The organism is Bacillus sp. UNC125MFCrub1.1 (assembly GCF_000701305.1).
GTDB classification, from domain to species: domain Bacteria; phylum Bacillota; class Bacilli; order Bacillales; family Bacillaceae; genus Bacillus; species Bacillus altitudinis.
In genome coordinates this window covers 356,197-382,678 of sequence record NZ_KL370769.1, presented here as the reverse complement: position 1 = coordinate 382,678, position 26,482 = coordinate 356,197, and the positions used below count along the sequence as shown (strand labels likewise).

At 40.1% G+C, this 26,482-nt stretch carries 25 protein-coding genes; 21 read left to right on the top strand and 4 right to left on the bottom strand.

Features of this window, described 5'->3' with window-relative positions; translation table 11 throughout:
• Positions 1-131 precede the first annotated feature (131 nt).
• From N521_RS14730 to N521_RS14705, 6 genes are all read left to right on the top strand, one after another.
• Positions 132-983: an SDR family oxidoreductase gene (locus N521_RS14730; protein WP_008343941.1), complete on the top strand. Its 852-nt coding sequence runs from the start codon at positions 132-134 to the stop codon at positions 981-983.
• A 283-nt stretch (positions 984-1,266) separates the two neighbouring features.
• Positions 1,267-2,805, top strand: coding sequence for a M48 family metallopeptidase (locus tag N521_RS14725; RefSeq protein WP_223255620.1), 1,539 nt, complete (start codon positions 1,267-1,269; stop codon positions 2,803-2,805).
• Between the two features lie 245 nt (positions 2,806-3,050).
• Positions 3,051-3,767: a (Fe-S)-binding protein gene (locus N521_RS14720; RefSeq protein WP_035391950.1), complete on the top strand. Its 717-nt coding sequence runs from the start codon at positions 3,051-3,053 to the stop codon at positions 3,765-3,767.
• Between the two features lie 21 nt (positions 3,768-3,788).
• Positions 3,789-5,213, top strand: coding sequence for a LutB/LldF family L-lactate oxidation iron-sulfur protein (locus tag N521_RS14715; protein ID WP_008343938.1), 1,425 nt, complete (start codon positions 3,789-3,791; stop codon positions 5,211-5,213).
• A complete protein-coding gene (locus tag N521_RS14710) occupies positions 5,210-5,932 on the top strand; it encodes a LutC/YkgG family protein (protein ID WP_035391949.1) in 723 nt (240 codons plus the stop codon). Before N521_RS14715 ends, N521_RS14710 begins: the two co-directional genes overlap by 4 nt.
• A 330-nt stretch (positions 5,933-6,262) precedes the next feature.
• Positions 6,263-7,171, top strand: a complete 909-nt coding sequence (locus N521_RS14705) for a DMT family transporter (protein ID WP_035391948.1) — start codon at positions 6,263-6,265, stop codon at positions 7,169-7,171.
• Positions 7,172-7,184: 13 nt separating this feature from the next.
• On the opposite strand, the gene N521_RS14700 is transcribed toward N521_RS14705, so the two are convergent.
• The gene (locus N521_RS14700) at positions 7,185-7,376 is read right to left on the bottom strand and encodes a hypothetical protein (protein WP_035391946.1); all 192 of its coding nucleotides are present in this window, start codon (positions 7,374-7,376) and stop codon (positions 7,185-7,187) included.
• Positions 7,377-7,483: 107 nt separating this feature from the next.
• On the opposite strand from N521_RS14700, the gene N521_RS14695 reads away from it, so the two are divergent.
• From N521_RS14695 to N521_RS14660, 8 genes are all read left to right on the top strand, one after another.
• Positions 7,484-9,700, top strand: a complete 2,217-nt coding sequence (locus tag N521_RS14695) for an RNA ligase (RefSeq protein ID WP_035391944.1) — start codon at positions 7,484-7,486, stop codon at positions 9,698-9,700.
• 64 nt (positions 9,701-9,764) lie between these two features.
• Positions 9,765-10,475, top strand: coding sequence for a DUF421 domain-containing protein (locus N521_RS14690; RefSeq protein WP_017359590.1), 711 nt, complete (start codon positions 9,765-9,767; stop codon positions 10,473-10,475).
• Between the two features lie 228 nt (positions 10,476-10,703).
• On the top strand, positions 10,704-11,285 hold the full coding sequence (locus tag N521_RS14685) for a TetR/AcrR family transcriptional regulator (RefSeq protein WP_017359589.1): 582 nt from the start codon (positions 10,704-10,706) through the stop codon (positions 11,283-11,285).
• A 21-nt stretch (positions 11,286-11,306) separates the two neighbouring features.
• Positions 11,307-14,450 (top strand): bifunctional cytochrome P450/NADPH--P450 reductase, encoded by a 3,144-nt coding sequence (locus N521_RS14680; RefSeq protein ID WP_035391941.1) that lies wholly within the window; start codon positions 11,307-11,309, stop codon positions 14,448-14,450.
• A 244-nt stretch (positions 14,451-14,694) separates the two neighbouring features.
• Positions 14,695-15,603 (top strand): trypsin-like serine peptidase, encoded by a 909-nt coding sequence (locus N521_RS14675; protein ID WP_008343827.1) that lies wholly within the window; start codon positions 14,695-14,697, stop codon positions 15,601-15,603.
• A gap of 145 nt (positions 15,604-15,748) precedes the next feature.
• On the top strand, positions 15,749-17,743 hold the full coding sequence (locus N521_RS14670; RefSeq protein ID WP_035391939.1) for a glycosyltransferase family 39 protein: 1,995 nt from the start codon (positions 15,749-15,751) through the stop codon (positions 17,741-17,743).
• A gap of 227 nt (positions 17,744-17,970) precedes the next feature.
• Positions 17,971-18,351: a NucA/NucB deoxyribonuclease domain-containing protein gene (locus N521_RS14665; protein WP_224559893.1), complete on the top strand. Its 381-nt coding sequence runs from the start codon at positions 17,971-17,973 to the stop codon at positions 18,349-18,351.
• A gap of 143 nt (positions 18,352-18,494) precedes the next feature.
• The gene (locus N521_RS14660; protein WP_017367323.1) at positions 18,495-19,343 is read left to right on the top strand and encodes an STAS domain-containing protein; all 849 of its coding nucleotides are present in this window, start codon (positions 18,495-18,497) and stop codon (positions 19,341-19,343) included.
• A gap of 32 nt (positions 19,344-19,375) precedes the next feature.
• On the opposite strand, the gene N521_RS14655 is transcribed toward N521_RS14660, so the two are convergent.
• On the bottom strand, positions 19,376-19,918 hold the full coding sequence (locus N521_RS14655; RefSeq protein WP_017367324.1) for an IseA DL-endopeptidase inhibitor family protein: 543 nt from the start codon (positions 19,916-19,918) through the stop codon (positions 19,376-19,378).
• A 296-nt stretch (positions 19,919-20,214) separates the two neighbouring features.
• Between N521_RS14655 and N521_RS14650 the strand changes: the two genes are divergently transcribed.
• The gene (locus N521_RS14650; protein WP_008343821.1) at positions 20,215-20,658 is read left to right on the top strand and encodes a hypothetical protein; all 444 of its coding nucleotides are present in this window, start codon (positions 20,215-20,217) and stop codon (positions 20,656-20,658) included.
• A gap of 47 nt (positions 20,659-20,705) precedes the next feature.
• Here the strand turns inward: N521_RS14650 and lexA are convergent, their stop codons facing one another.
• A complete protein-coding gene (lexA, locus tag N521_RS14645; RefSeq protein WP_007499350.1) occupies positions 20,706-21,326 on the bottom strand; it encodes a transcriptional repressor LexA in 621 nt (206 codons plus the stop codon).
• Positions 21,327-21,486: 160 nt separating this feature from the next.
• On the opposite strand from lexA, the gene yneA reads away from it, so the two are divergent.
• From yneA to N521_RS14615, 6 genes are all read left to right on the top strand, one after another.
• Positions 21,487-21,798 carry a cell division suppressor protein YneA gene (gene yneA, locus N521_RS14640; protein ID WP_035391937.1) on the top strand — a complete coding sequence of 104 codons (312 nt, stop codon included), beginning with the start codon at positions 21,487-21,489 and terminating at the stop codon, positions 21,796-21,798.
• Between the two features lie 17 nt (positions 21,799-21,815).
• Positions 21,816-22,463 (top strand): YneB family resolvase-like protein, encoded by a 648-nt coding sequence (locus N521_RS14635; RefSeq protein ID WP_017359583.1) that lies wholly within the window; start codon positions 21,816-21,818, stop codon positions 22,461-22,463.
• Between the two features lie 69 nt (positions 22,464-22,532).
• Positions 22,533-22,763 (top strand): DUF896 domain-containing protein, encoded by a 231-nt coding sequence (locus N521_RS14630; RefSeq protein WP_008343816.1) that lies wholly within the window; start codon positions 22,533-22,535, stop codon positions 22,761-22,763.
• 188 nt (positions 22,764-22,951) lie between these two features.
• On the top strand, positions 22,952-24,955 hold the full coding sequence (tkt, locus tag N521_RS14625; RefSeq protein WP_035391935.1) for a transketolase: 2,004 nt from the start codon (positions 22,952-22,954) through the stop codon (positions 24,953-24,955).
• 198 nt (positions 24,956-25,153) lie between these two features.
• Positions 25,154-25,600, top strand: a complete 447-nt coding sequence (gene sirA, locus N521_RS14620; protein WP_007499339.1) for a sporulation inhibitor of replication protein SirA — start codon at positions 25,154-25,156, stop codon at positions 25,598-25,600.
• Positions 25,601-25,684: 84 nt separating this feature from the next.
• Positions 25,685-25,903, top strand: coding sequence for a YneF family protein (locus tag N521_RS14615; protein ID WP_003212379.1), 219 nt, complete (start codon positions 25,685-25,687; stop codon positions 25,901-25,903).
• 268 nt (positions 25,904-26,171) lie between these two features.
• On the opposite strand, the gene N521_RS14610 is transcribed toward N521_RS14615, so the two are convergent.
• Positions 26,172-26,345: an aspartyl-phosphate phosphatase Spo0E family protein gene (locus tag N521_RS14610; protein ID WP_369810454.1), complete on the bottom strand. Its 174-nt coding sequence runs from the start codon at positions 26,343-26,345 to the stop codon at positions 26,172-26,174.
• Positions 26,346-26,482 lie beyond the last annotated feature (137 nt).

Sequence of the window (26,482 nt, the reverse complement as noted above, 5' to 3'; positions counted from 1 at the left end):
AGCTCATACATAGAGCTTTTTTTACCCCTTTGTTGTAACCATTTTGATTATAACGAATGATCTGATGCAAGAAACCAGCTGCTTCATACATGAAACATCACCGTTGAACGAAAAATGAGGAGGTCAAATCAATGACATTATTAGTGACAGGTGCAACAGGACAACTTGGATCGCTCGTCGTCAAACATTTGCTCGCAAAAGTACCAGCTGAACAATTGGCGGTCAGTGTTCGAGATCCGCAAAAAGCAGTCCATCTAAAGGAAGCTGGGGTGGATGTGCGCAAGGGAGACTTCACACAGCCGGATACACTTCAATCAGCGTTTCAAGGGATTGATCGCCTTTTGATCATTTCGTCTGGGGATGGAGACCGCGTGAAGCAGCATATCAATGCCATCCAAGCAGCGAAAGCAGCGAATGTGTCATTTATTGCTTATACAAGTGTTGTCAATGCAAGAGAAAGTCAGCTTAACCTAGCACATGACCATGCAAAAACAGAAGAAGCGATTTTGGCCTCTGGCATACCTCATGTTTTTCTAAGAAACAATTGGTATGTGGAAAATGAAAAAGATACGATTCTGGCATCAGTGAACGGAGCGCCGTTTATCAGCCCAATTGGTGAAGGTAAAGTCGGCTGGGCAACAAGAAATGACTATGCAGAAGCAGCAGCAAATGCGTTAACACTGCCGGCACATGATCAGGAAATCTATGAATTGTCAGGACCGCTTCGCACACACACTGAACTTGCACAAATGGTCAGCAAAGTGAGCGGGAAAGAAATCAAAGTAGAGCACATGGATGTAGATACATTTGGAGAATTTTTAGCGTCAAATGGTGTACCGAAAGAAGCTGTTCCATTTGTCAAAGCGATGCAAAGCGGAATTCGCGATGGGGCATTAGCAGTCGAAAGCCATGATTTCGAAAAACTATTAGGCCGTTCTTTAACACCTATTGAAGATAGAATACGAGAAATGATGTCAAACTAAACAATTAAAAACGCCCTGTAAAAGGGCGTTTTTTCTATCCTTGTTGATCCGTTATTTTGAAAATATAGGTGTAATGTCCATTTTGTCGTACATATTCTTGTATGTAGATGTTAGAATTTTATGAGATGATTCCAACAAATGAATGACGCTTACTTTATTATGAAATACATTATTCAAGATATTCATTTTGTTTTAATCCTATTAAATAGCAGGATGTGATGACATGTTACGCAAAGCCTTTCTCTCTTATTTGACTGCCAGTATGATCACAATCATCGTCATTATGATTGAACTCGGTTTTCGTTCAGCCGTTGTTTCACCATTTGTTTTACTTGATTCGAACAAAGAAAGCAACCCAAAAGTATTCGTCGCTCATTCGCTATATCAGGGTGACGTTTTATTAACCTATCAAGACGGTTCTTTCAATGGCCCTTCAGAAGCATCCCTTCAATTAAGTGGAAAGAACATAAATCTCACACAGATCCCATCTGCGAATGGAATCAGTATGATTGAAACAGACAAAATAATGAATGATAAGGCATTGGTTTTTCTAAGAAAAGGTTTTGTACCTATCCATGATGATACGATCATGATGGAACAGGTAACGCAAAATCCCTTCTTTTCTACATACAATCTAACGAATCTAACAGAAACAACTAAGATCAACACAAACTTTAAGCATAGCATTACATTTGTTACATTCATGACTTTAATGGGAATTCTTTTGCCCGCTTTGTTATTTTTCCTTTTTAACCTTCACGAATCGATGAAAAACCTATTCACATTATTCATTCCCTTTGTTCTAGCCATTTTTCTTCCCTTGGGATTAAATTATTATTTCTTAATGGGATACGTGCTATCTGTTACAGGATCTTATGTGTTGAGTATGATTCTCTCTATACTTGTGCCTAGTTTCCTGTCAGTCTTATTGACAGCTTATTCATTTGAGTATGTGACAAAAGATTCTTCTGATGTAGTAGGAGAAAATGAAGACACTTTAGGGAATTCATTCTTCCTGAACGTTAGGGAGCAAGCCGTTTTATTTGGTGCTATCACATTATCCTTGATATATTTCGGCTCTTATTTAGTCATGCCTTTGGCGTTTCAAGCGAAGGTTATGGATCATCTTTTTCTATTTTGTGCTTGGTATTTCGCCCTAGTCATCTTATTTATTATGGGTTACTCATTCATTCAAAAAATGATAAATAAGTATGAAATCTTACGGACGGACGAATTCATAAATATTTGCAAAGATATTGAGCATAAAACGAACCAAAAGGTAAATATATGGGTGAAAAAAGACTCACAACATGATGTGAATGCCTGGATATATTCATTTCAACTTCCATTTAGAAGAAAAGTCAATCTATATGTGACGGAAGGGTTATTAGATAAGTTTGATAGAGAGGAAATTCGTGCGATCTTATTCCACGAAATGGGACATGTAAAATTAAAACATGCGCATTTCACCATTTACCTCACTGTGATTGTCACCTTACTTATGGGAATCAGTATGTACTATGCCAGACAGGTGATGCTTGCCAATGGTTGGTGGCAATATATTTTGTTGTTCCCAGCAGGGTTATTGATCATGATATTTATGACGGAGTGGTTGCCAAAGAAAATGAGTCGCTTATTTGAGATTCAGGCGGATCGCTTTGCTGTTCACCATCTTGAGAATCAAACTCTATATCTCAATACTTTGATAAAATTAAGTCATTTGATTGAAGAAGATGGAGATGACGGAAGAAAATCTGAATGGCGTGAAAGTCATCCTTCTTTTGAAAAACGAATTCATCACATAAAGAAAATCATGAAGTGAAGGCGGTTTGTGTGAAAGACGACACTTCCTTCGGTAGTATGAAGAAATAAAAACATGAATGTTCTCAAACGCCCTGTAAAAAGGGCGTTTTTTCATGTATCACACAAGCATGATGTCCAAATTTTAGACAAATCCGTTCGTTGAAATTTCAGAAATTTGGGATTAAAATGAAATGAAGGTCCATTATTCAGTCATCAGATGACCGGACATAAATCAAGGTGCAGCAAAAGAAAGGAAGTTCGCCGATGAGAGTCAGTTTATTTGTCACCTGTATCATTGACACGATGCAGCCACATGTAGGAAAGGCGACTGTTGAGGTGTTAGAGCGGCTTGGTGTTGAAGTGGAATTACCTGAAGCACAAGTGTGCTGCGGGCAGCCCGCCTTTAACAGCGGCTATACAAAAGAAACAATCAAAGCGGCCAAAAATATGATGAAAGCCTTTGAATCAGCTGAATATGTCGTCACACCATCAGGTTCTTGTAAGGCCATGTTTTTAGAATATCCGCACCTTTTTAAAGAAGACCGAGCGTGGTTCGCCCGTGCTCAGGCACTTGCTGAGAAAACATATGAATTAACGGAATTTATTGTTGATATATTACATGTAACAGATGTAGGTGCGAGTTTGAAAGGAAAAGCCACCTATCATACCTCCTGCCATATGACGAGACTGCTTAGAATTAAGGAAGCGCCTCTCACACTGTTGTCAAATGTCAAAGATTTGGTGATGGAACCATTGCCTCGCGCTGAAAATTGCTGCGGATTTGGAGGAGCTTTTTCAATCAAAATGACACCCATTTCTGAGCAGATGGTCGATGAAAAAGTACAAAGCATAGAGGAGACAGGCGCTGAATATATCATTGGTGCTGATTGTGGATGTCTGCTCAATATCGGAGGAAGACTGAATCGTCTTCATAAGCCAGTTAAAGTGATGCATATCGCAGAAGTGTTGAATAGCCGCTGAAGCTAAGAGGGGGAACGGCACATGAGTATGAAAATTGGAGAGAAGGCTTTTAAAGAGCGGATCGGCGAAGGATTAGAAGACGCTGTGATGAGAGGAGCTGTTTCTTCGGCACAGGAGCGTCTGTATAAAAGGCGGATGACTGCAAGTGAAGAGCTTGGAAACTGGGAAAGGTGGCGTGAACTTGGAGAGGACATCAGGCAGCATACACTGGCCCATCTTGATGACTATTTATATCAATTAAGTGAGAGCGTGAGTAGACGTGGAGGTCATGTGTTTTTTGCAAAAACAAAGGAAGAGGCATCAGCGTACATTCAAGATGTAGCACAAAAAAAAGCAGCAAAAAAGATCGTGAAATCAAAATCAATGGTCACAGAAGAAATTGAAATGAATCAAGCGCTAGAAGAGATTGGCTGCGAGGTAGTTGAAAGCGATCTTGGAGAATATATTCTTCAAGTTGATGACCATGAACCACCTTCACATATCGTGGCACCAGCCCTTCATATGACGAAAGAACAAATACGGGAAGTTTTTCACGAAAAGCTTGGATATGATATGTCAGAGACTCCTGAAGAAATGACCAAATTTGTAAGAGCTTTGTTACGAGAAAAATTTCTTGAAGCAGATATTGGTGTGACGGGCTGTAACTTTGCTGTGGCTGACACAGGATCGATTTGTCTTGTGACGAATGAAGGGAATGCGGATCTTGTCACGTCTATTCCAAAGACACATATCGCAGTCATGGGGATGGAGCGGCTTGTACCAACGATGGAGGAGCTCGATGTCCTTGTCGGTCTATTGTGCAGAAGCGCAGTCGGTCAAAAGTTAACAAGCTATATCTCTGTCGTGGGACCAAAAGGAGAAGGAGAGGTCGATGGACCAGAAGAGTTTCATTTGGTCATTGTGGATAACGGACGGTCAAATATATTAGGGACGGAATTTCAGCCAGTTTTGCAATGTATTCGGTGTGCAGCCTGTATCAATGTGTGCCCCGTTTATCGGCATGTTGGCGGTCATTCGTACGGATCAATTTACCCGGGTCCGATTGGTGCTGTTCTTTCGCCGCTACTTGGAGGATATGACGACTACCAAGAGCTTCCTTTCGCCTCAAGTTTGTGCGCAGCCTGTACAGATGCTTGTCCAGTGAAAATTCCACTTCACGAATTATTAATCAAACATCGACAAGTCATCGTTGAAAAAGAGGGGAGAGCGCCTAAAGCGGAAATGATGGCAATGAAAATGTTCGGAATGGGCGCATCCACTCCTAGAATGTATCGATTTGGAACAAAAGCAGCCCCTGTGCTCTTGAAACGTATGGCTTCAAACGGACAGATTTCAAAAGGTGCGGGTCCTTTAAAGAATTGGACAGAAATTCGTGACCTCCCAGCGCCAAGCAAAGAAAGGTTTCGGGATTGGTTTAAAAAGAAACAAAAGGAGGAGCGACAATGAAAGGAACCATTTCTCATCGGGATCCATTTTTAGCACATATCCAGCAACAATTAGGCAAAAGCTCCTCCAAGCCTGCATCTATTCGGCGTCCGGTTTGGAAGCATCGAGTCAATTGGGAAACAAATGAAGGTCTGTCGAAAGAAGAATTGGTAGAGCAATTGAAGGTGCAATGTCAGCAAATTCATACGAAAGTGGTAGAAACAACGCCAAAAGAAGCACCCTCAACGTTACGATTATTGATGAAAGAGTATGGAGAAGGTCCTGTGATGACTTCGAGCGATAGACGTTTTGCACAATATGAATGTCATCCTATGTTTCAAGCCTTGCGGAAAGAAGGAATCTCAGTCACTAGCTGGAATGCAGATACATTAAGAGAAGAAAATATAAGGCGGGCAGAACAAGCGAAATATGCAGTGGTATTCAGCGATTACACACTTGCAGAATCCGGAACCGTTGTTCTTTCCTCCCATCAAGGTCAAGGGAGAGCACTTCATTTTTTACCGATGATGTATATCGTATGTATTGAAAAAAGCACAATTGTCCCGCGGATGATTCATGCTGTTTCAGCTCTTCATCGCCTAGTAGAAGAAGGAGAGCAGACGAAAGGCGCCATTCATTTTATATCAGGTCCAAGTAATTCTGCCGATATTGAAATGAATTTAGTCGTTGGTGTTCATGGGCCGGTGCGGGCTGTGTATGTATTAATAGATGATGAATGAGGGCTTTCGTGAAGAAAGCTTCAGCGTGTAGGCAAACCCTCGCATTCGGTGTCAGTCCTGCGCTTCGGTGCTCACGAATGTTAAATTCGCTCCGCGCCGATGCTCATCCTTCCTAGGACTGCAAAGGTTTTCTATCACGCTGAAAAGAAGACAAAGGGCTAAAATCAAGTTCATTTTAGCCCTTTGTCAACAATCTGGGGCTTTCGTGAAGAAAGCTTTTTTTATGTAAACATTCTTAAAATTCATCTTGCCTCTAGGCGAATGGTCATAGTAAGATGACGTCATACAAGATGAGAAGCTCATCTACTGCTGATGTAAAGGAAGCTGCTAATGGAAATGAAGACAAATGCTCCAAAGAAGTCGATTGCGGTGCCGCTTGTGATCTCCATCATTGCGATTTCGTTTTCGGCCATTATTGTGAAGTGGTCAAGTGCGCCTGCTGCTATTTTAAGTATGTATCGAATGATATTTGCGGCGGTTTTGATGCTTCCGTTTATTCTGCCGCGTCAAAAAGAGTTTGTCTCGTTAAAGCGGAGAGACTGGTTTTTCTTATGTATGTCAGGTTTCTTTTTAGGGCTCCATTTTGTTTTGTGGTTCGGCTCATTGAAGCTCACCACAGTGGCGAGCTCTACAATCATCATTGCACTTCAGCCGATGGTGTCATTATTAGGCGGATTTCTCATTTTTCGTGAACAAACAACGAAGTCAGCCATTTTCACAATGTGTGCGGCGATTGTTGGTGCGCTCATGATCGGATGGGGGGATATCGGACATAGCCAAGACGCCATTATAGGAGACATTTTATCCTTTTTCAGTGTAATCGCTGTTGTTTGTTATTTATTAATCGGTCAACAAGCTGTGAGAAAGATATCTCATTGGATTTATAGTTTTTGTGTATTTGGTTTTGCCGGCCTTTTTTTAATTTTATTTAACCTTATACAGCAAACGCCTTTTGTAGGCTATTCGGGTAAAGAATGGGGGATTTTTTTACTGCTCGCCATTATCCCTACCATGTCCCATGTCATTAACAACTGGCTGTTAACCTATGTGAATGCGACAACTATTTCAATGAGTATTCTAGGAGAACCTGTTGGGGCAACGATACTCGCTGTTTTACTGCTTGGAGAGAAAGTCACGCTGCTGCAAATGTTCGGTGGTCTTCTTGTCCTTTTAGGTGTCTTTTTCTTTTTGATGCAGCAGCGACAAGGGATCGTGATGAAAACAAAAAAATCCGGTTAACTCCCGGATTTTTTTACTCTTTTAAATGATTTTTTTCAATTACTTTGTTTAATCTAGCCTCGACTTTCTTCAATTCCACTTGTTTTCTTCTTATCATTCGAATCGCGATGACAACGATGGTCACGATCAATGCAATGAATAGAAGAGAAAATACTTGAAATACGATATCCCCAATGTTGAATGCAGTATTCGCTTCATTAGGCATGTGTAACCCTCCTTATATCTATATATTACCATAATCAATAAAAGATTGAGATTTATCCATAATTTATCTATAATAGGTAAAATATCACTCATTAAAGGAGAACCATTATGAGAACTTTAGTCCTTTTACGAGGTCTCCCAGGTGCAGGTAAATCAACTTGGATCAAAGAACAAGGCTTAGAACCATATACATTATCAGCGGATCAGATCCGTCTGTTAACCCAGCCTCCGCAGTTATCAGTCAATGGGAAACCGGAAATTTCAAGCAAACATGATCATAAAGTCTGGTCTTTATTATTTGAACTCCTCACAGCCCGAATGGAACGAGGAGACTTTACTGTCATTGATGCAACACATGTCACAAGTAAGTCCATTTCGCAGTATAAATCATTAGCTACTTCATACCGCTATAGAGTGTATGTCGTCGATTTTACGCAAGTGCCTCTTGAAACAGCCCTGCTGCAAAATCGCGGTCGAGAGCCGCACAAAGTAGTGAAGGAATCTGTGTTATATCAAATGAATGAACGGTTAAAGACAGAGAAGGTGCCTTCATGGGTAACCGTTTTGACGCCTGAGGAATATCCAGTCATTATGACGTATCAGCCCAGGTCTTTTGATCAGTATGAAGCCATTCACGTCTTCGGTGATATTCACGGCTGTTACACAGCTCTAAATACTTATTTGCAAGGAGACTTGAAAGAAAACGAGCTTTATATCTTTGCAGGTGATTTGCTTGATAGAGGAATAGAAAACAAGGAAGTTTTAGAATGGATGCTGGCACATAGAGAATGCCGCAATGTGATCGTCATTGAAGGAAATCATGATCAGCATCTTTACAAATATGCACATGAAGAAAAAGTGAGAAGTAATATGTTTAACCGTCATACTGCGCCTGAAATTGCGGAAGCAGGTTTTGACCTAAAAGAATTAAGGAAGTTTGTCAGAACATTTCATCAGCTCACCTATTTTACGTATCATGGTCAGACATTTCTTGTCACCCATGGTGGGCTTGCCCATTTGCCAGAAGAGCTTCTGCATGTCTCAACGCAGCAGCTTATTCACGGAGTAGGTGAATATTCAGATGACATTGACCACTTATTTGTGCAAAATACTTCTGGATTAGATATCATTCAAATTCACGGTCATCGCAATTTATATAGACTGCCTATTCAAGCGGCGGAAAGATCTTATAATCTCGAAGGTCAGGTTGAATTTGGCGGACAGCTACGTGTGTTAAAAATCACAGCAAGCGGGATTGAGACACATGAAATTGACAATCCTGTCTATAGAGCTTCTGAAAACAAGCAACCGGTCTTTGTTCAGCCCAATGTGACGCTGGATGATTTTTTAGCCCATTTAGATCAGCATGAATATGTACAGGAATTAAAGCTGCCACACGATATTTCATCTTTTAATTTCACCAAAAAAGCATTTAGTGAAAGACAATGGGATGAAATAAATGTCAAAGCAAGAGGGTTGTTTATCAATATGACTTCAAAGCAGATTGTGTCTAGAAGTTATAATAAGTTCTTTAATATTGATGAACGTCCTGAAACAAGAATGCAGCATTTAGTGAATCATCTTCAATTTCCTGTGACGGTCTATGATAAAGCAAATGGATACTTAGGCACGGTTGGGTTTAACGACATAAAAGATGAACTGGTGTTTACGTCCAAATCGTATACGTCACATGTGAAGCAAAATCAGCATGCTGCTTGGGTCGAAGAGCTATTTTATGCGACCTTTGACGATGTGCAGGTCGATTACATCAAATCATACGTACGCGACAACCATGTATCCCTTGTATTTGAAGTCATTTTGCCAGAGAAAGACCCGCATATTATCACATATGATCATGATCAACTCATTTTACTTGATATCGTGAAGCGTCAGCTGAGCTATGAAAAAGAACCATTTGCTGAAGTGAAAAGGCTCAGTGAACAGCTTGGCATGCGGTGCAAACAGCAAGTGGCAGTGTTTCATGATTGGACCTCTTTCTACAAATGGTATCAATCTGTATCACATGATGACACAATCAAAGAAGAAGGTTATGTCATTGAGGATAACAGCGGCTTTATGACCAAGTTAAAGCTTCCTTATTATCAATTTTGGAAGCAAATGCGATCCATTAAACAGCGGGTTGCAGATAAGCGCTCCACCCAAAAATATATGCAGGCTTTGCAAACAGCAGAGCAAGCAAGATTTTATACATGGCTACTCGAGCAAGATCCAGTAAACGTGAGAAACAGCTCAATCATTGAGCTGCGTTCACAATTTGAGCAAACAGAAGCGGCCCATTTGAATAATGACGGAATAAATGCATAGTCTAACAAAGAGTCTTTTCTAAAGAAAAGGCTTTTTTTCATGAAATCGAAAGGTGGAAGCTGAAATGCCAGATCACATTGAAGTCATTCTTCGAACCATATTTGCTTTTGCTATTTTATTCGGCGGTGCCCGTCTTCTTGGAAAGCAAACCATTGCACAAATGAATATTTTTGATTTCATTGCGGCGATCAGTCTAGGTTCAATTGCGGCGAACTTGGCGTTTAATACTACGCTTCCGCTTCATCACACAACCATTTCTTTTGTGACACTTGTGATCATTATTTATGTGATTTCTTTACTTGCTTTAAGAAGCCGGAAGGTGAGAGGTTTTATGGCCGGTAAACCAACGCTTGTGATTCAAAATGGCAAAATCCTTGAAGAGAATATGAAAGGAATGAGGTATACACTTGATTATTTAAATCAACAGCTCAGAGAAAAGAATGTGTTTGACATTAGTGAAGTTGAATTTGCAATGATTGAAACAGATGGGCATATGTCAGTGAAAAAATACCCTTCATTTGATTATGTCACGCGAAAAGATCTTAACCTGTGGATGCAGGCAGAGCGTTACATGCCCATTGAAGTCATTATGGACGGAAAGCTCATTTTGAAAAACCTTCATGAAAACCAATTAACGGAGCAGTGGATCTATGAAGAAATTCAAAAAAGGCAGCTGTCTTTAAAAGACATTGTTTATGCGGTTCGTTCAAGTAATGGCAGTTTATATATTGATACATATGACGATCACATCCATTCTCCAATTGACCAAGAATGAACATATAGTTCAGACGACACCCGCGCGTCACAGAACTGCCAATATTTATAAGTCGTTTGGATGTCATCTATCTAGGTATCATTTCTCAATTATTATTATTTTCAGAAAATGTAGTGACGGAGAAAAATAAGTATGTTTAAGTATAAATAGAAGAATTTAAAATATTAATATAATATACATCAAGCGGAATGAACATTCATTCCTGATAAAACGAAAGGAGAGGATGAAATGCCCGCAGCAACTACTGATAAACAGGAGCAGATTATGAAGGCTTCTCTGGACTTATTTATTGAACGGGGTTTTGACGGTACAACGATGCCGATGATTTCGAAAAGAGCCAATGTTGGAGCAGGAACCATTTATCGTTATTTTGATAGTAAAGAGGCTCTTGTGAACATTTTATACCAGCGAAGCCTGACTGCATTTATCGACAAGGTGAATACAAACAGTCCAGACCCTAAAGCAAGCATTAGGGCTTATTTCAAACATGTCTTTTATTGCTTAGTGCTCTTTACAAAAGAGAATCCAAGTGGTCTGTACTTCTTAGAAATTGACAAACGCTCACACTATTTAGATGAGAAAAGTAAAGAGAAGATGCAGCAGCTATTAAATGAGCTATTTCATATTTTTGAAGAAGGCAAAAAGGATGGAATTCATCCAAATCTTTCAGGGAGAACAATTTTATCCATTGTATTTGGAGCGTTCGTTCAGCTTCATAAACAGATTCTAGCAGAGGAAATTGAACCAACGATTGAATTTTTAGAAGATATTGAGCAATGCTTATGGCGTGCCATTAGCGTTGCATCATAAAGAAATAAAGGGAGTGGGCACATGCAACAAATATCAATCATTCCAAAACCAAAAACATACGGACCTTTAAAAAATATTCCTCATATCAAAAAAGGAGAGCTTTCTCAAACCTTTTGGCGGCTGGCAGATGAATTAGGGCCGATCTTTCAGTTTGAATTTTCAAAAGCAACAAGTATTTTTGTTTCCAGCCATGAACTTGCCAAAGAAGTATTTGATGAGAGGCGTTTTGATAAATTCATTGGAAGCAGTCTCAATAAAGTGAGAACATTTTCAGGGGATGGGTTATTTACAAGTTGGACAGAAGAGCCGAATTGGAGAAAGGCTCATCACATCTTGATGCCGGCGTTTAGCCAGCAGGCCATGAAAGGCTATCATGAGATGATGCTCGATATTGCCACACAGCTTGTACAAAAATGGCAAAGAACGGGCCGTGATGAAGAAATTGAAGTAGCAGAGGATATGACAAAGCTCACTTTAGATACGATCGGGCTATGCGGTTTTGATTTTCGATTTAACAGCTTTTACAAAGAAAATCAGCATCCATTTATTGAAAGCATGCTGAATGGCTTAAATGAAGCGATGGATCAAGCAAGTAGATTGCCGGTCGCAGATAAATTAATGATCAAAAGAAGAAAAGAATTTGAACAAGATGTTGAATTTATGAAGCAATTAGTAGATGACATTATTCAAGAACGGAAAAAACAAGATAAAACGGGCAATGATTTACTTTCTCTCATGCTACATGCAAAGGATCCTGAAACAGGTGAACGCCTGTCAGATGAAAATATCCGTTATCAAATCATTACCTTCTTAATAGCAGGTCATGAAACAACAAGTGGATTGTTGTCATTTGCGATTTATTTTTTACTAAAGAATCCAGACAAATTAAAAAAAGCCGTACAAGAAGCAGACGACGTGCTACAAGGCGGACTGCCGACATTTAAGCAGGTTCAAAAACTAAGTTATACGCGTATGGTCTTAAATGAAGCACTTCGCCTCTGGCCGACGGCGCCTACGTTCTCTCTTTATGCGAAAGAGGATACAGTCATTGGAGGGAAATATCCGATCAAAAAAAACCAAAGTGTCAGTGTGCTACTTCCTAAAATACATCGGGATCAAGCGGTTTGGGGGGAGGATGCAGAAGAATTCAAGCCTGAACGTTTTATGCATCCTGAAAAGATTCCACAGCATGCCTATAAACCATTCGGAAATGGCCAGCGTGCATGTATTGGGATGCAATTTGCCCTTCATGAAGCCACGATGGTTCTGGCGATGGTTCTGCACAACCTTGAACTGATTGACCATACGTCGTATGAACTGGATTTAAAAGAATCCCTGACGATTAAGCCGAATGATTTTAAAATCAAAGTACGGCCAAGAAAGCAGCAATTCTTTATGGCGCCTCCGAAAGAAGAACCAACAAAAAGCACGGCATCTGCTGAAGCAAAAATAGCGAGTCATGGAACACCGCTATTGGTCTTGTACGGATCAAATCTGGGCACAGCAAAGCAGATGGCAAACGAATTTGCTGAAGACGGAAAAGCAAAAGGGTTTGACGTGACAACGGCACCGCTTGATGATTATACTCGAAAGTTACCAGAGTCAGGCGCAGTTTTAATTGTAACGGCTTCATACAATGGTCATCCGCCTGACCATGCGAAACAGTTTGTGGATTGGGTGACGCAGGATGAGGAGCAGGATCTATCAAACGTGACATTTGCAGTCTTTGGGTGCGGGGATCGAAATTGGGCGAGCACGTATCAGCGTATTCCTCGTCTGATTGATGAAGCACTTGAAAGAAAAGGGGCGAAGCGTGTAACGGATATTGGTGAAGGCGATGCGGGCGGTGATATGGATGAAGATAAAGAAACATTCCAGAAGACAGTCTTCGATGAGCTTGCAAAAGAATTCAATTTAACCTTGCAGGAGAAACGCCAAGAAAAGCCAAACCTATCCATTGTATATACGAATGAGCTAGTGGAACGTCCTGTAGCTAAAACATACGGTGCCTTTTCAGCTGTTGTATTGAAAAATCAAGAATTACAATCTGAAAAAAGTACCCGCCAAACAAGGCATATCGAACTTCAATTACCTGAAGGCAAGCATTATAAAGAAGGAGATCATATCGGAATCGTGCCAAAAAATAGTGCAACACTCGTTCAGCGAGTGACCGATCGTTTTAAGCTGGATCCCAAGCAGCACATGATACTCTCTTCGGAAAAAGAAGCAAGTCATTTACCATTAAATCAGCCAATTCAAGTCGAAGAATTGTTGGGGTCACATGTAGAGTTGCAAGAGCCTGTGACACGTACTCAGCTAAGAGATCTTGCAAAATATACGGTATGCCCACCTCATCGTATTGAACTTGAACAAATGGCGGGAGACATTTATCAAGAAGCTGTATTAAAGAAGCGTGTGACCATGCTGGATTTACTAGAACAATACGAAGCATGTGAACTGCCATTTGATCATTTCTTAGCCCTTTTACCAGGATTGAAGCCTCGTTATTACTCGATCTCCAGTTCGCCAAAGGTGGATGAAAAGAGGCTTAGTATCACAGTAGCTGTTGTGAAAGGAAAATCATGGAGCGGACGCGGTGAATACGCAGGCGTCGCATCAAACTATTTATGCGGACTGCAAGAAGGAGATGAAGTGGCCTGCTTCCTCCATGAAGCTCAAGCAGGGTTCGAATTGCCGCCTTCTCCTGAAATACCAATGATCATGATTGGACCAGGAACAGGTATCGCCCCGTTTAGAGGGTTCATTCAGGCAAGGGAAGCATGGCAAAATGAAGGGAAGTCGTTAGGTGAAGCCCATCTTTATTTTGGCTGCCGCCACCCGCATGAAGATGATCTGTATTATGACGAAATGCAGCTTGCACAAGAAAAAGGAGTCGTCACCATCCACCGTGCTTACTCTCGCTACGAGGAGCAAAAAGTGTATGTCCAGCACTTCATTAAAAATGATGGAGCCAAGCTCATTGAATTGCTCGACAAAGGCGCCTACCTGTATATTTGCGGGGATGGAAAGGTCATGGCACCAGATGTCGAGGCAACACTTATTGAACTGTATCAGACTGAGAAACAGTGTGCGAAAGAAACAGCTGAACAATGGCTGACATCTCTAGCCAATGACAACAGATATGTAAAAGATGTATGGAGCTGATCATGTTGAAAAGAAGACAAAGGGCTAAAATAAATCACTTTTTAGCCCTTCGTCAACAATCTTGAAACCGCCAAAATGGCGGTTTTTCTTTTTTCATAGAGAGATCGCTAGAATAAATATTTGGAAGATACGAAACACCTAATTTACAAATGAAATATTTTGTAAAAAATAAGAATATTCTCTCATTTACTCCAATATGAAACAATCGTATCATTTTTGATATAGGACATAAAGGAGGAATATGATGAAAAAGGTGAAAAAATTAATCCCTTCTCTACTCGTTTTTGGTGCTTTAAGTGTGCCTAGTTTTGCCCATGCAGCATCTGATTCAGTACTTACGTCTGATTATGACATGGTGACTTCTGACGGAAAGGTGATTTCTTCAGCTGACTTCCACAACGATATGAAAACCCCCTCATCCTTTGACAAAGTGGATGATCTCTCTTCTACTATTGGCGAAAAAGTAAAACCACTCACAAAATATTTAAAAGACTTTCAAACAAAAGTAGTCATTGGAGACGATGGTAGAACAAAAGTGACGAATACAAGAGTAGCACCCTATAATTCTATTGCCTATATTACATTTGGTGGATCTAGCTGCACAGGAACACTCATTGCTCCAAACAAAATATTGACAAACGGACACTGCGTCTACAATACAGCCACAAGAAGCTATAGTGCAAAAGGGTCTGTCTACCCAGGCATGAATGACAGCACGGCTGTGAACGGCTCAGCAAACATGACCGAATTCTATGTACCAAGTGGATATATCAACACGGGGGCGAGTCAATATGATTTTGCCGTCATTAAAACAGATACGAACATTGGAAATACGGTCGGCTATCGCTCTATTCGTCAAGTGACAAATCTAACAGGTACAACGATTAAAATTTCTGGATATCCAGGTGATAAAATGAGATCGACTGGCAAAGTGTCACAATGGGAAATGTCAGGTCCAGTCACGAGAGAAGATACGAATCTCGCATACTATACGATCGATACATTTAGCGGAAACTCTGGCTCTGCGATGCTAGATCAGAACCAACAAATCGTCGGGGTCCATAATGCGGGTTATTCAAACGGAACGATCAACGGCGGACCAAAAGCGACTGCTGCCTTTGTTGAATTTATCAACTATGCGAAGGCGCAATAAAAATAGAACAATCAGCTTGTTTCCTTTACAGGGGACAGGCTTTTTTTATCGTCAAATGCAGAAAAGTTTCTTTTTTTGTTCATCACTATTTCATATTTAAAAGCTATGCTGAATGAAATAAATGATAAAGAAAGAAGAGATATGAGTGAAAAATAAAAAAATAGATATGATATTGTTGTTGATTTTATTGATTGCAGCTTTTCTCTACACCTATCAAATTTGGCAGAATGACAGTGCCAATCAATATTATTTAGCTGCAGTCAAAAGTATGTCCAAAAGCTTCCATCACTTTTTTTATGCCTCATTTGATGCAGCTGGATTCGTATCAATTGATAAACCACCCGTCGTTTTATGGATTCAAACCATCAGTGCACTTATTTTTGGTTTTCATACATGGAGTGTGATATTGCCGCAGGCACTTGCTGGAGTGGGATCTGTTCTTCTTCTTTATCTCATGATAAAACCGGCTTTCGGTCAAGGTGCTGCAAGGGTGTCAGCGGCCGTTATGGCTCTCACACCAATTGCCGCAGCTGTGAGTAGAACGAACAATATAGACAGTATGCTCGTCTTCACATTACTTGCGGGTACGTATTTCTTAATGCGTGCTGTAAAAAGCGGAAAGATGCGCTGGCTTCTTATGGCCTTCGCTTTGGTAGCGGTAGGATTTAATATGAAGATGCTGCAAGCGTTTATGGTCGTTCTAGCATTTATTTTCTACTATTTCATTTCTGCTCGCGTACCGTTAAAAAAGAAAATTTTCTCTCTCTTATGCTCGATCGTCGTATTAGCCTGCTTATCTCTATCGTGGGCAGTTACTGTAGATATGACAGCTGAAAGTGAGCGCCCTTATGTGGGAAGCAGTCAAACAAATTCAGTGTTAGAACTTGCCTTTGGGTATAACGGCACGGAACGGCTGCTTGGTCAGACGACAGGGAAATCCTTTGGTGACATGAACCAGCAAGCAGGTATGGTGATGCCAGACAATTCTGGATTAGGCGATTCGTCAGAGGATCAGTCAAACAGAAATCAGCCGCCGCCATCCCAAAATCAAATGACGCCACCTCAACATGGTCCAGATGGTGGTTCTCCGCCTGGAAGTGCTGTAGGTCAACAAAGCATGAATATGTATGGCACTGGGAATCCCGGTATATTTCGTTTATTTCAATCTGCATTGTCAGGTCAAATCAGCTGGATGCTGCCGTTTGCTTTGTTTGGACTTTTAGGGATGATCATCAGTTGGTTGAAGGAGAGAAAAGCTCAATTAAATGAATGGAAACAAACGATGTTTTGGACAGCATGGCTGATTCCTGCTGCCGGATTCTTTAGTATTGCGGGTTTCTTTCACCATTACTATCTCATTATGCTTGCCCCGCCTATTGCAGCACTATGCGGCATAGGAGCTAAGAAGATGGGAGAGTTATTTAAGGCAAACAAAGGAGTATCTGCGTATTTGCTTCCAGCAGCAATCGCTGTTACAGCCATCTTCCAAGGGTATATTTTGAGTAACTATACGACTCAAATCAGTAGTATTTGGATGTATGCCATTGCGATTGCGGGAACAAGTATCGCTATCCTATTGCTGATGTACAGAGAAAAACAATTGATCATGAAACGACTGCTCATCACTGCTTTGACAACGCTGTTACTGTTTCCGGGTTTTTGGTCCGCCACCCCAATCATATATGGTGGAAATGCTGTTCTTCCAGAAGCAGGTGTACAGCTGGCTAGTTCACGAGGAGGGAACATGTTTACATCTAGTGTCGATCAAGGCTTACTCACTTATTTAAAGGCTCATCAAACAGGTGAAACGTATTTATTTGCAACGCTTACGACTGTTACCGCAGCGCCATATATCATTGATGAAGATGAGAATGTCATGGCTTTAGGCGGTTTTAATGGGACAGATCCTATTTTGACTGTCAACAAATTAAAAGCACTTATTCAACAAGGAAAGGTGAAATACTTTTTATTACCAGACAATCAGTCATCAGCTAACAGCAAATTGGTGAGTTGGATTAAATCACATGGTACAGTCATCTCATCTGAAGAATATAAACGATCCTCATCAGCTGAAGAGGGGATGCCGTCCGAGATGTCTTCACAAAACGAAACATTATATAGAGTAGATGAAATATCTTAAGTAGAACAAGGCGAATGATGAAGAGATCATTCGTTTTTTCTTATGGATCAGTATCTAGGAAGATTCAGCTCATGTTTTTCACATGTCATCACTCAGCCACTCATACATTAAAAATGACTCATTCCCTTCAAGTCAACATCATTTCATCAAAAGTATGAGGAGGTCACGAGCTTTTGAAGATGAGAAAAGGCTGGATCGCTGCTGTCGTTCTTTGTTTTGTCATTTGGATGGGTGCGTTATTAGGTGGTTTTGGAGAGGATCGTTCAGCAAAAGGGGCAGATCGTTATGATCATGTGATTCAATTTCCTAAGGAACGGTATCCTGAAACAGGCAGTCATATTCAAGAAGCTATTCGAAAAGGACACTCAGACGTGTGTACCATTGACCGAAATGGGGCAGATGCCCGCAGGCAAGAATCATTAAAAGGAATTCCCACAAAACCTGGTTTTGACCGGGATGAATGGCCGATGGCGGTGTGTCTTGAAGGAGGAAAGGGGGCGAGCGTTCAATATGTCAGTCCATCAGATAATAGAGGCGCTGGTTCATGGGTCGGGCATCAAATCAGTGGGTATCCTGACGGGAAACGAATTTTATTTATTGTCAAATAAACATAGACAAGAGGCTCCTTGAGAGGGGCTCTTTTTGTTCAACAGGAGCGTATTCGAGCTAGCAGGTACAAAAGATTCAGTGGTACAATCAATCCATCAGGTACAAAGACTGACAAGTAGAAAATGTGAAGGGACATATGCTTATGGAAAAGAACCGTGCATTATACGATTTTTTCATGCAACATGCAGAGAAACTGACTGAAACATGGTATGAATCAATTGAGGATGATGATCCAGAATCCATTTATCGTTCAACAGATTCCAGCATCATAGCAGAGCTAAAACGGCAAAATCAAGATTATTATCAGCATTTTATACGCGCACTTATTGAAGACAAGACGTATTTACATACGAAATTTAAAAAATGGTCTGAAGACTTAGCAAGTGATCCGAAGCACTTGAACACGCCATTAGATTACGTCGTGAGAGAGTATATGTCCAATCAAAGAGTGGTTCTTCATTACTTAAAAGAGTTTATAAAACAGCATCAAGGTGATATTGACATTGACCGAATATTTTATTGGTATGATTTGATATCTGAGGCATTTAACATTTCAATTCATGTCTTTATTCAGCAATATGTGAAAAATACCACCAATAAACTCGTTGCACAAAGAGACATGATTTATGAGCTGAGTTCCCCAGTCATTGTGTTAAAAAGTCATGTTGCCTTATTGCCTTTAGTTGGAGATATTGACACTGCGCGAGCAAAGATTATCTTAGAAAATACATTAAAACAGTGTTCGCAAAAAGGTGTTCAACATTTATGTATTGATTTATCAGGTGTCGTCATCATTGATACGATGGTAGCACATCAAATCTTTGATCTTGTCACGTCACTTCGGTTAATTGGGGTTGATACGACCATTTCAGGCATTAGACCAGAAATTGCTCAAACGGCTGTACAGCTTGGACTGCCTTTTAATGAATTTCAAACGGCTTCATCACTTGCTCACGCTTTAGATCGTATGACTGAATTTTCATCCATATAAAAACCAGGCCTAGTAAACGGCCTGGTTTTTATTTAGATCACAGCGTCAATTTTTGTTACTTTCCAATCCTTTTGTACTTTCTCGAAAGTGACAGTACGTTTTACTTTGCGTCCATCAAGTGTTGGGACTGTGAATTCGTATGTGCGGATTGTACTTTTCTTAGAGACGAGTTTAGGTGTTGCCTTATCCCAATTAAGCATATTGTCTCCGTCACCAACTGGCACAGCCATTTTACCTTTATGAACGATGAACTGATAGTCTTTTAAACCGTGAGTAATGGCATCTTTTGTGAAAACTTGAGATAGATAGCTGTTTAGTTTTTTCTTTGTATCAAATGTTTTAGACAGGTAGTTGTAAGTCATATCTTTATAAGTAAATGATTTTAATTTGTAATCTGAATGCTCTTTAATGTTGTAGCCTGACATCGCACTCCAAAAGTGTTCTCTTGCATCAAGGGCAATATGTAACGCTTCTTTATTTGTCAAAGCGGCTGATTTTTTGGAAGCGGCCAGTGTTGTTGTTTGTAATGAGATCATAAGCATAATAGCGGTTAATAAAACAAATAATTTTTTCAAGGCGATTGCCTCCTTTTCTCAATGAAAACTTCTTATGTTACAAATGTTACAATAGTTACATAGATATTACAAGTATTAAATCTAAATGTTTTTTATTTCTTTTCTTTCTACATATATAACGTTTGAGGGAGACAAAAAGTTTTCATTTTTTTATTTTTTTCTTCCTCATTAATATTTAACCGTTCTAAAGAAGAATAAAACGTCTTTTGGAAAGATTTCTATTTGTCTCTTCAACACTCTTTTTTTATGTATGACATATACTGTCGTGATGAATGTCTAAGAAAGTGGTGTTTAATATGTATAATCCATATGAAGGTACGTGGAATGGGTACTTGTACGATCGGCAGGTACAAAGCATGCCGGCGTTTCCTATTTCTCAAGTTGGAGGATTTCCCGGCTTGCCATTCGGAGGGACTGGGCAAGGGCAAGGAGCAGGAGGACAATCGGTCCCGCCAGCCCCGCCGCAGCATATCATCTCGCAATATCAACAAGCAGTTTCTCAGCCTCAAAGTATGCAGCCGCTCATTGCAGGGCAGAGTGTAGGCGGAAGCCAGCAAACGGTTCAATTTGCAGCTGGATGTAATAGAAGGTGGACCATTGTGTTCCTTAGAAACGGTCAAGTATTTCTCATGTATGTTCTTTCCTCGCAGCCTTTTGGCCGTACAACGGGTTTCATATGGCCGAACTTTACATTTGGCTCGTTCCCAAGCTCTAGTATTCTTGCATATTCTTGTTCATAAAAGAAAAAGCCGGCTATCATCAGCAGTTGATGAAATACCGGCTTTTTTTAATGAATATTTCTAAATACGCCAATCACTTTACCTAGTATACTCACATTCTGTAAAATAATCGGTTCCATTGATGGATTCTCAGGCTGTAATCTAAAGTGTGTATCTTCCTTATAAAAACGTTTCACTGTTGCTTCATCTTCTTCTGTCATAGCCACCACAATATCTCCATTGTTGGCAGTGCTTTGCTGACGCACAATGACGTAGTCTTTGTCCAAAATACCTGCATCGATCATACTTTCTCCCATAATTTCAAGCATAAATACTTGTTCATCTGGCGCTGCAAAAGTTTCTGGAAGTGGGAAATATTCTTCTACATTCTCAACAGCCGTGATAGGCAAGCCTGCTGTGACTTTTCCGATGACTGGAACATTCATTACAGCGCTCTTTGGAATATTCATTTCCTCTTCATCTAGTACTTCGATCGCTCTAGGTTTCGTTGGGTCTCTTCTAATTAAACCTTTCGTTTCTAGTCTAGCTAAATGTCCATGGACAGTTGAACTTGATGCTAGACCGACAGCTTCGCCAATTTCACGAACGGATGGGGGATAACCCTTGCTTTTTACTTCTTCTTTTATGAATTTCAGGATATCGAGTTGTCTTTTTGATAGCTTCGTCATCTTTTGCACCTCAAAACGTCAATTTTAAAGAAATTATAGCATGTTTTTCCTAACAGTACAAACATAGGTTCGAAAAAAAACGTTTGACAGAAACGTTTGTTCGTATTTATAATGAGTGTCAGAAAGAACGAACACACATTCTATTAGGAGAGATGACATTATGAGGTTAAAGGAATCTATTATTTTTATTGGGCTATTCTCATTCATCGTAGGCATATTTCTCTCACTTATTGCAGTCACTAGCCATAATGATCCAAATCAATATGTTAAAATAGAGGTTCAATCAGGTGATACTCTTTGGGGATTAGCTGATCAAGTAAACGACAGTAAATCAATCGATAAAAATGCTTTTATTGACTGGGTAACTGAACACAATGATCTCGCTTCAACTGACATCCAGCCTGGAGACATCCTTGTCATTCCAGTTAAAAATGAGCATCCAGTCGTATATCAACTTGCAACAGTACAGTAGAAAGGTCGATTGAAGACATGAATGCAATCATTTATGCGAGAGTAAGTACTGCCAAAGAAGAGCAAGAAACCTCGCTTAAAAGACAAGAAGAAGAACTGCTTGCTTTAGCTGCAGCGCACAAGATGAATGTAGTCAAAGTGATTAAAGAAAAAGCGAGTGGATACGATCTTGATCGTGACGGTGTTTTTGACATGCTGGCTGCGCTGAAAGAGGAAGAAATCGATGCTGTTCTCATTCAAGATGAGACACGCCTTGGAAGAGGGCAGGCGAAAATCGCTCTTCTTCATTGTCTGTTTAAAGAAAAAGTCAAGGTGTACAGCGTATTTCATAGAGGAGAGCTTGAGCTTTCAGAAGCAGACGAGATGGTCATTGAAATTGTAGGCGTTGTAGAAGAGTATCAGCGGAAAATTCATAATTTGAAAATTAAGCGTGGGATGAAAAAAGCTGTTGAGCGAGGGTATCAACCCGAACTAAATTTAAAACATCAAGAGCAAGCGCCTGGCCGCGAACGTATTGAAGTACCGATTTCTGAAATTGTTCGATTAAGAAAAAACAACATGACATTCGCTGAAATTGCAGTGACATTGCAGGCACTTGGTTTTGACATTTCAAAAGCAACCGTCCATAGAAGGTACCAAGAATATGAAAAAGGGCTTGCGACTTAAAGCGTGATTTGTTGTAAAAATGACTGATATTTAGTAGTATGTAGAGAAAATGTTTTAAAGGAGTTTGTCATGATTTCTAAAGAACAGCTTGCAAGAATCAATGAGCTTTCAAAAAAGTCGAAAGAGGCCGGTTTGTCGGACGCTGAGAAAACAGAACAGAAGCAATTAAGAGAGGAATATTTAAAGGCTTTTCGTTCTTCTATGAAAAATACACTCAAAACCGTGAAAATCGTCGATCCAGAAGGAAACGATGTCACACCAGAAAAATTAAAAAGAGAAAGAGACCAGAATCTTCACTAAAGGTCATCATTTCTTGATTTTTGAAAAGATGGGAGGAATATTCTCATCTTTTTTCATATTTGTATAAGTTTTTAGGTGATCGATAAACTAAATGTGACAAAATCCTTCTTTTTCGGCGTGAAATAGTTGTGAAAAAAGGACAGTAGATTTATGATAATGGTGTACACAAGATACGGAAGGGGATTTATATGGAAACGATTGAATTGAAATCTATTGCAACAATACGTACTCTCTCCATAGACGCAATTGAAAAAGCGAATTCCGGTCACCCTGGAATGCCGATGGGCGCTGCACCAATGGCGTACGCTTTATGGACGAATCACTTAAACGTAAGTCCGCAAAATCCAAATTGGTTTAACAGAGACCGTTTTGTGTTATCTGCGGGACATGGCTCTATGCTTTTATATAGCATGCTTCATTTAAGCGGATACAATCTGAGCATCGAAGATTTAAAACAATTCCGCCAATGGGGAAGCAAAACACCTGGACATCCTGAGTTTGGACATACAGAGGGCGTAGATGCGACAACAGGTCCTTTAGGACAAGGGATTGCGATGGCGGTAGGAATGGCACTTGCAGAAAGACATCTTGCAGAAACGTATAACAAAGATAACTTTAATGTTGTGGATCACTATACATACAGCATTTGTGGAGATGGAGACTTAATGGAGGGTATTTCCTCTGAAGCTGCTTCACTTGCTGGTCATTTAGGCTTAGGCCGTTTAATTGTTCTTTATGATTCAAACGACATTTCTTTAGATGGCGACCTCGATCGTTCTTTCTCTGAAAATGTGAAGAATCGTTTTGAAGCGATGAATTGGGAAGTTCTTTATGTAAAAGACGGCAATAACATTGACGAAGTGACGGCTGCTATTGAAAAAGCCAAACAAAGTACAGACAAACCTACACTTATTGAAGTGAAGACGACAATCGGTTTCGGATCTCCAAACCGCGCTGGAACGTCTGGGGTGCACGGTGCACCGCTTGGCAGTGAGGAAGCGAAGCTAACGAAGGAAGCTTATTCTTGGACGTTTGAAGAAGATTTCCATGTACCTTCTGAAGTGTACGATCATTTCAAAACAGCTGTAAAAGACGCTGGACAGAAAAAAGAAGCAGCGTGGAATGAACTGTTTGAGCAATATGAAAAAGAGTATCCAGAACTGGCAGCTCAGCTGAAGCTTGCGATTGAAGGGAAACTTCCTGAGAATTGGGATCAAGAGGTTCCTGTTTATGAAGCAGGTTCAAGCCTTGCCTCTCGTGCTTCTTCTGGAGAAGTATTAAATGGCATTGCAAAACAAGTACCATTCTTTATTGGCGGGTCTGCTGACCTTGCTGGATCAAATAAAACAACCATTAAAAATACAACTGACTTTGGCAGAGAGAATTACGCTGGCAGAAACATTTGGTTTGGTGTGAGAGAATTCGCAATGGGTGCAGCATTAAACGGTATGGCACTTCACGGCGGACTTCGTGTATTCGGCGGAACATTCTTTGTTTTCTCAGACTACTTAAGACCTGCCATTCGTCTTGCTGCATTAATGGGACTTCCTGTCACTTATGTATTTACGCATGACAGCATTGCGGTTGGGGAAGATGGACCAACGCATGAGCCAGTTGAACAGCTCGCTTCATTACGTGCGATGCCTAACCTTTCTGTTATTCGTCCAGCTGATGGAAACGAAACAGCTGCAGCATGGAAAATTGCTGTATCTTCAACGAATAAACCGACAGCGCTTGTTCTTACTCGTCAAAACCTTCCAACGATTGATCAATCACCAGAGAAGGCGTATGAAGGCGTAGAAAAAGGTGGATATGTCGTCGTTGAAGCAGCTGATGCACAGCCAGAAGCTCTTCTACTTGCTTCAGGATCTGAAGTAGGTTTAGCCATTGAAGCGCAAAAGGCACTTGAAAAAGAAGGCATTCGCGTTTCTGTCGTGAGCTTACCTGCATGGGATCGCTTTGATGAGCAGTCAGACGAATACAAAGAGTCCGTTCTTCCTAAAGCAGTGAGAGCACGTGTTGCAATCGAAATGGGTGCTTCACTTGGCTGGGAACGTTATACTGGCCTTGATGGCGATGTGATTGCGATTGATAAATTTGGCGCTTCTGCACCAGGCGAAACCATTATTGAAAAATACGGTTTCACTGTCAGCAACGTGGTGAGCCGCGTAAAAGCAAAGCTGAATAAATAATCAGTCTCCAAGCATCATGCTTTTTTGCAGTCGGTTTGCAGAGCTTTTCACTATGCTCTGCAAACTTTTTTCTTTTTTCTTGTTTTTTTGACAAAACTAGTTTCTTCTTGCTTCATATATAGACAATTCTTTCTTTCACATTTTTGTATAATACAAGCAATAAGCGAGATTGACGAAATGTGAAAGGAAGGGATAGACATGGAACGCCATTATTATATTTATTGGATTGAAGATGAGTTTGCTCATCATTATTTTGGTAGAGAATCTATCTTGTTTCATTTGTTTGAATCGTTACACTGGACGAATCGCAGTGATGACGAATTAGTCATGCTTGTTAAGCAAGTGGATTATGTAACGAAACGAATCCCTGCTTTTCATATGCACCAGCGTTTAATGAACAATTTAACCAATATTCACTATACACAAATAGGCTCAATATACAGTGCATCGCTGCCAGATGGAAAAGGCACAGCCGCATTCATTATAAAAGACCGTTACATTCAAATGTCTGCCACAGGCAGTTATGAGGCAGAAGCGGTGTTTTTTGAAGTACTCAGAAAAATTAGTCCTTGTTTCCTGGCTATGGACTTTGGATCAAAGAAGCACGGGTGGCTCAATCCGGTAAAAGTGAGGAATTTTGTTTAAAAAAATAAAATTGAACGTGAAATGTTGTATAATAGCCTTTTGTTTAGTACACTTTATACGAGACAACATGAAGGAGGAAGAATTATGGATTTATGGGTTGTCATCCTTGTAGGCGTTGTTGCACTGCTTGCAGGAGTTGCACTCGGATTCTTTATTGCTCGTAAGTATATGATGAGCTACTTGAAAAAGAATCCACCAATTAATGAACAAATGCTTCGAATGATGATGATGCAAATGGGCATGAAACCGTCCCAAAAGAAAATCAATCAAATGATGAAAGCCATGAACAACCAAGCGAAATAATACGTACGTTATTATGATCATAGATGGAACATGGTCCCTAAAGATTGGACAAGCGATGTCCTTTCTTTATTGAAGTCACCTTCATCAGACGCATAAAACCACTGTACTTGCATGAATAAAGCAGGGAAAGTGGTTTTTATTTTGCCGTGAACCGTTCGTTAAAGACAAAACAAAAAACCACTGTGAGCAGAGGTTTTCGTTTCTTTTATTGTCACACATATCAACTTTTCTAAAATCGTGCGGCATTTGTTTCTATCTTGAGATATCATTAGTTGGCTGAGTTTGAGTGTAAGTGTCGTTGATATTGTAAGAGGAGATGATCTAGCTGCTGGCTATGTTCGATGGTCACTGTTGATGTCATCCCATTATGCAAGACAACTTTCATCAGCTCTTCTCTTTTTTCTTCAATTTGAGTTAATAATGATGTTTTTACCAAAGTCATGTTCCTTTCATGCAAATCTTGATAAAAAGAATCGATTCTATTATATCCATTTTAAGGTTTATTTTCAAATTTAAAGGGTTTGGTATCTTGATGTCAAATTAAATTATATAAGGTTTTAAGAGATTAGACCATCTTTA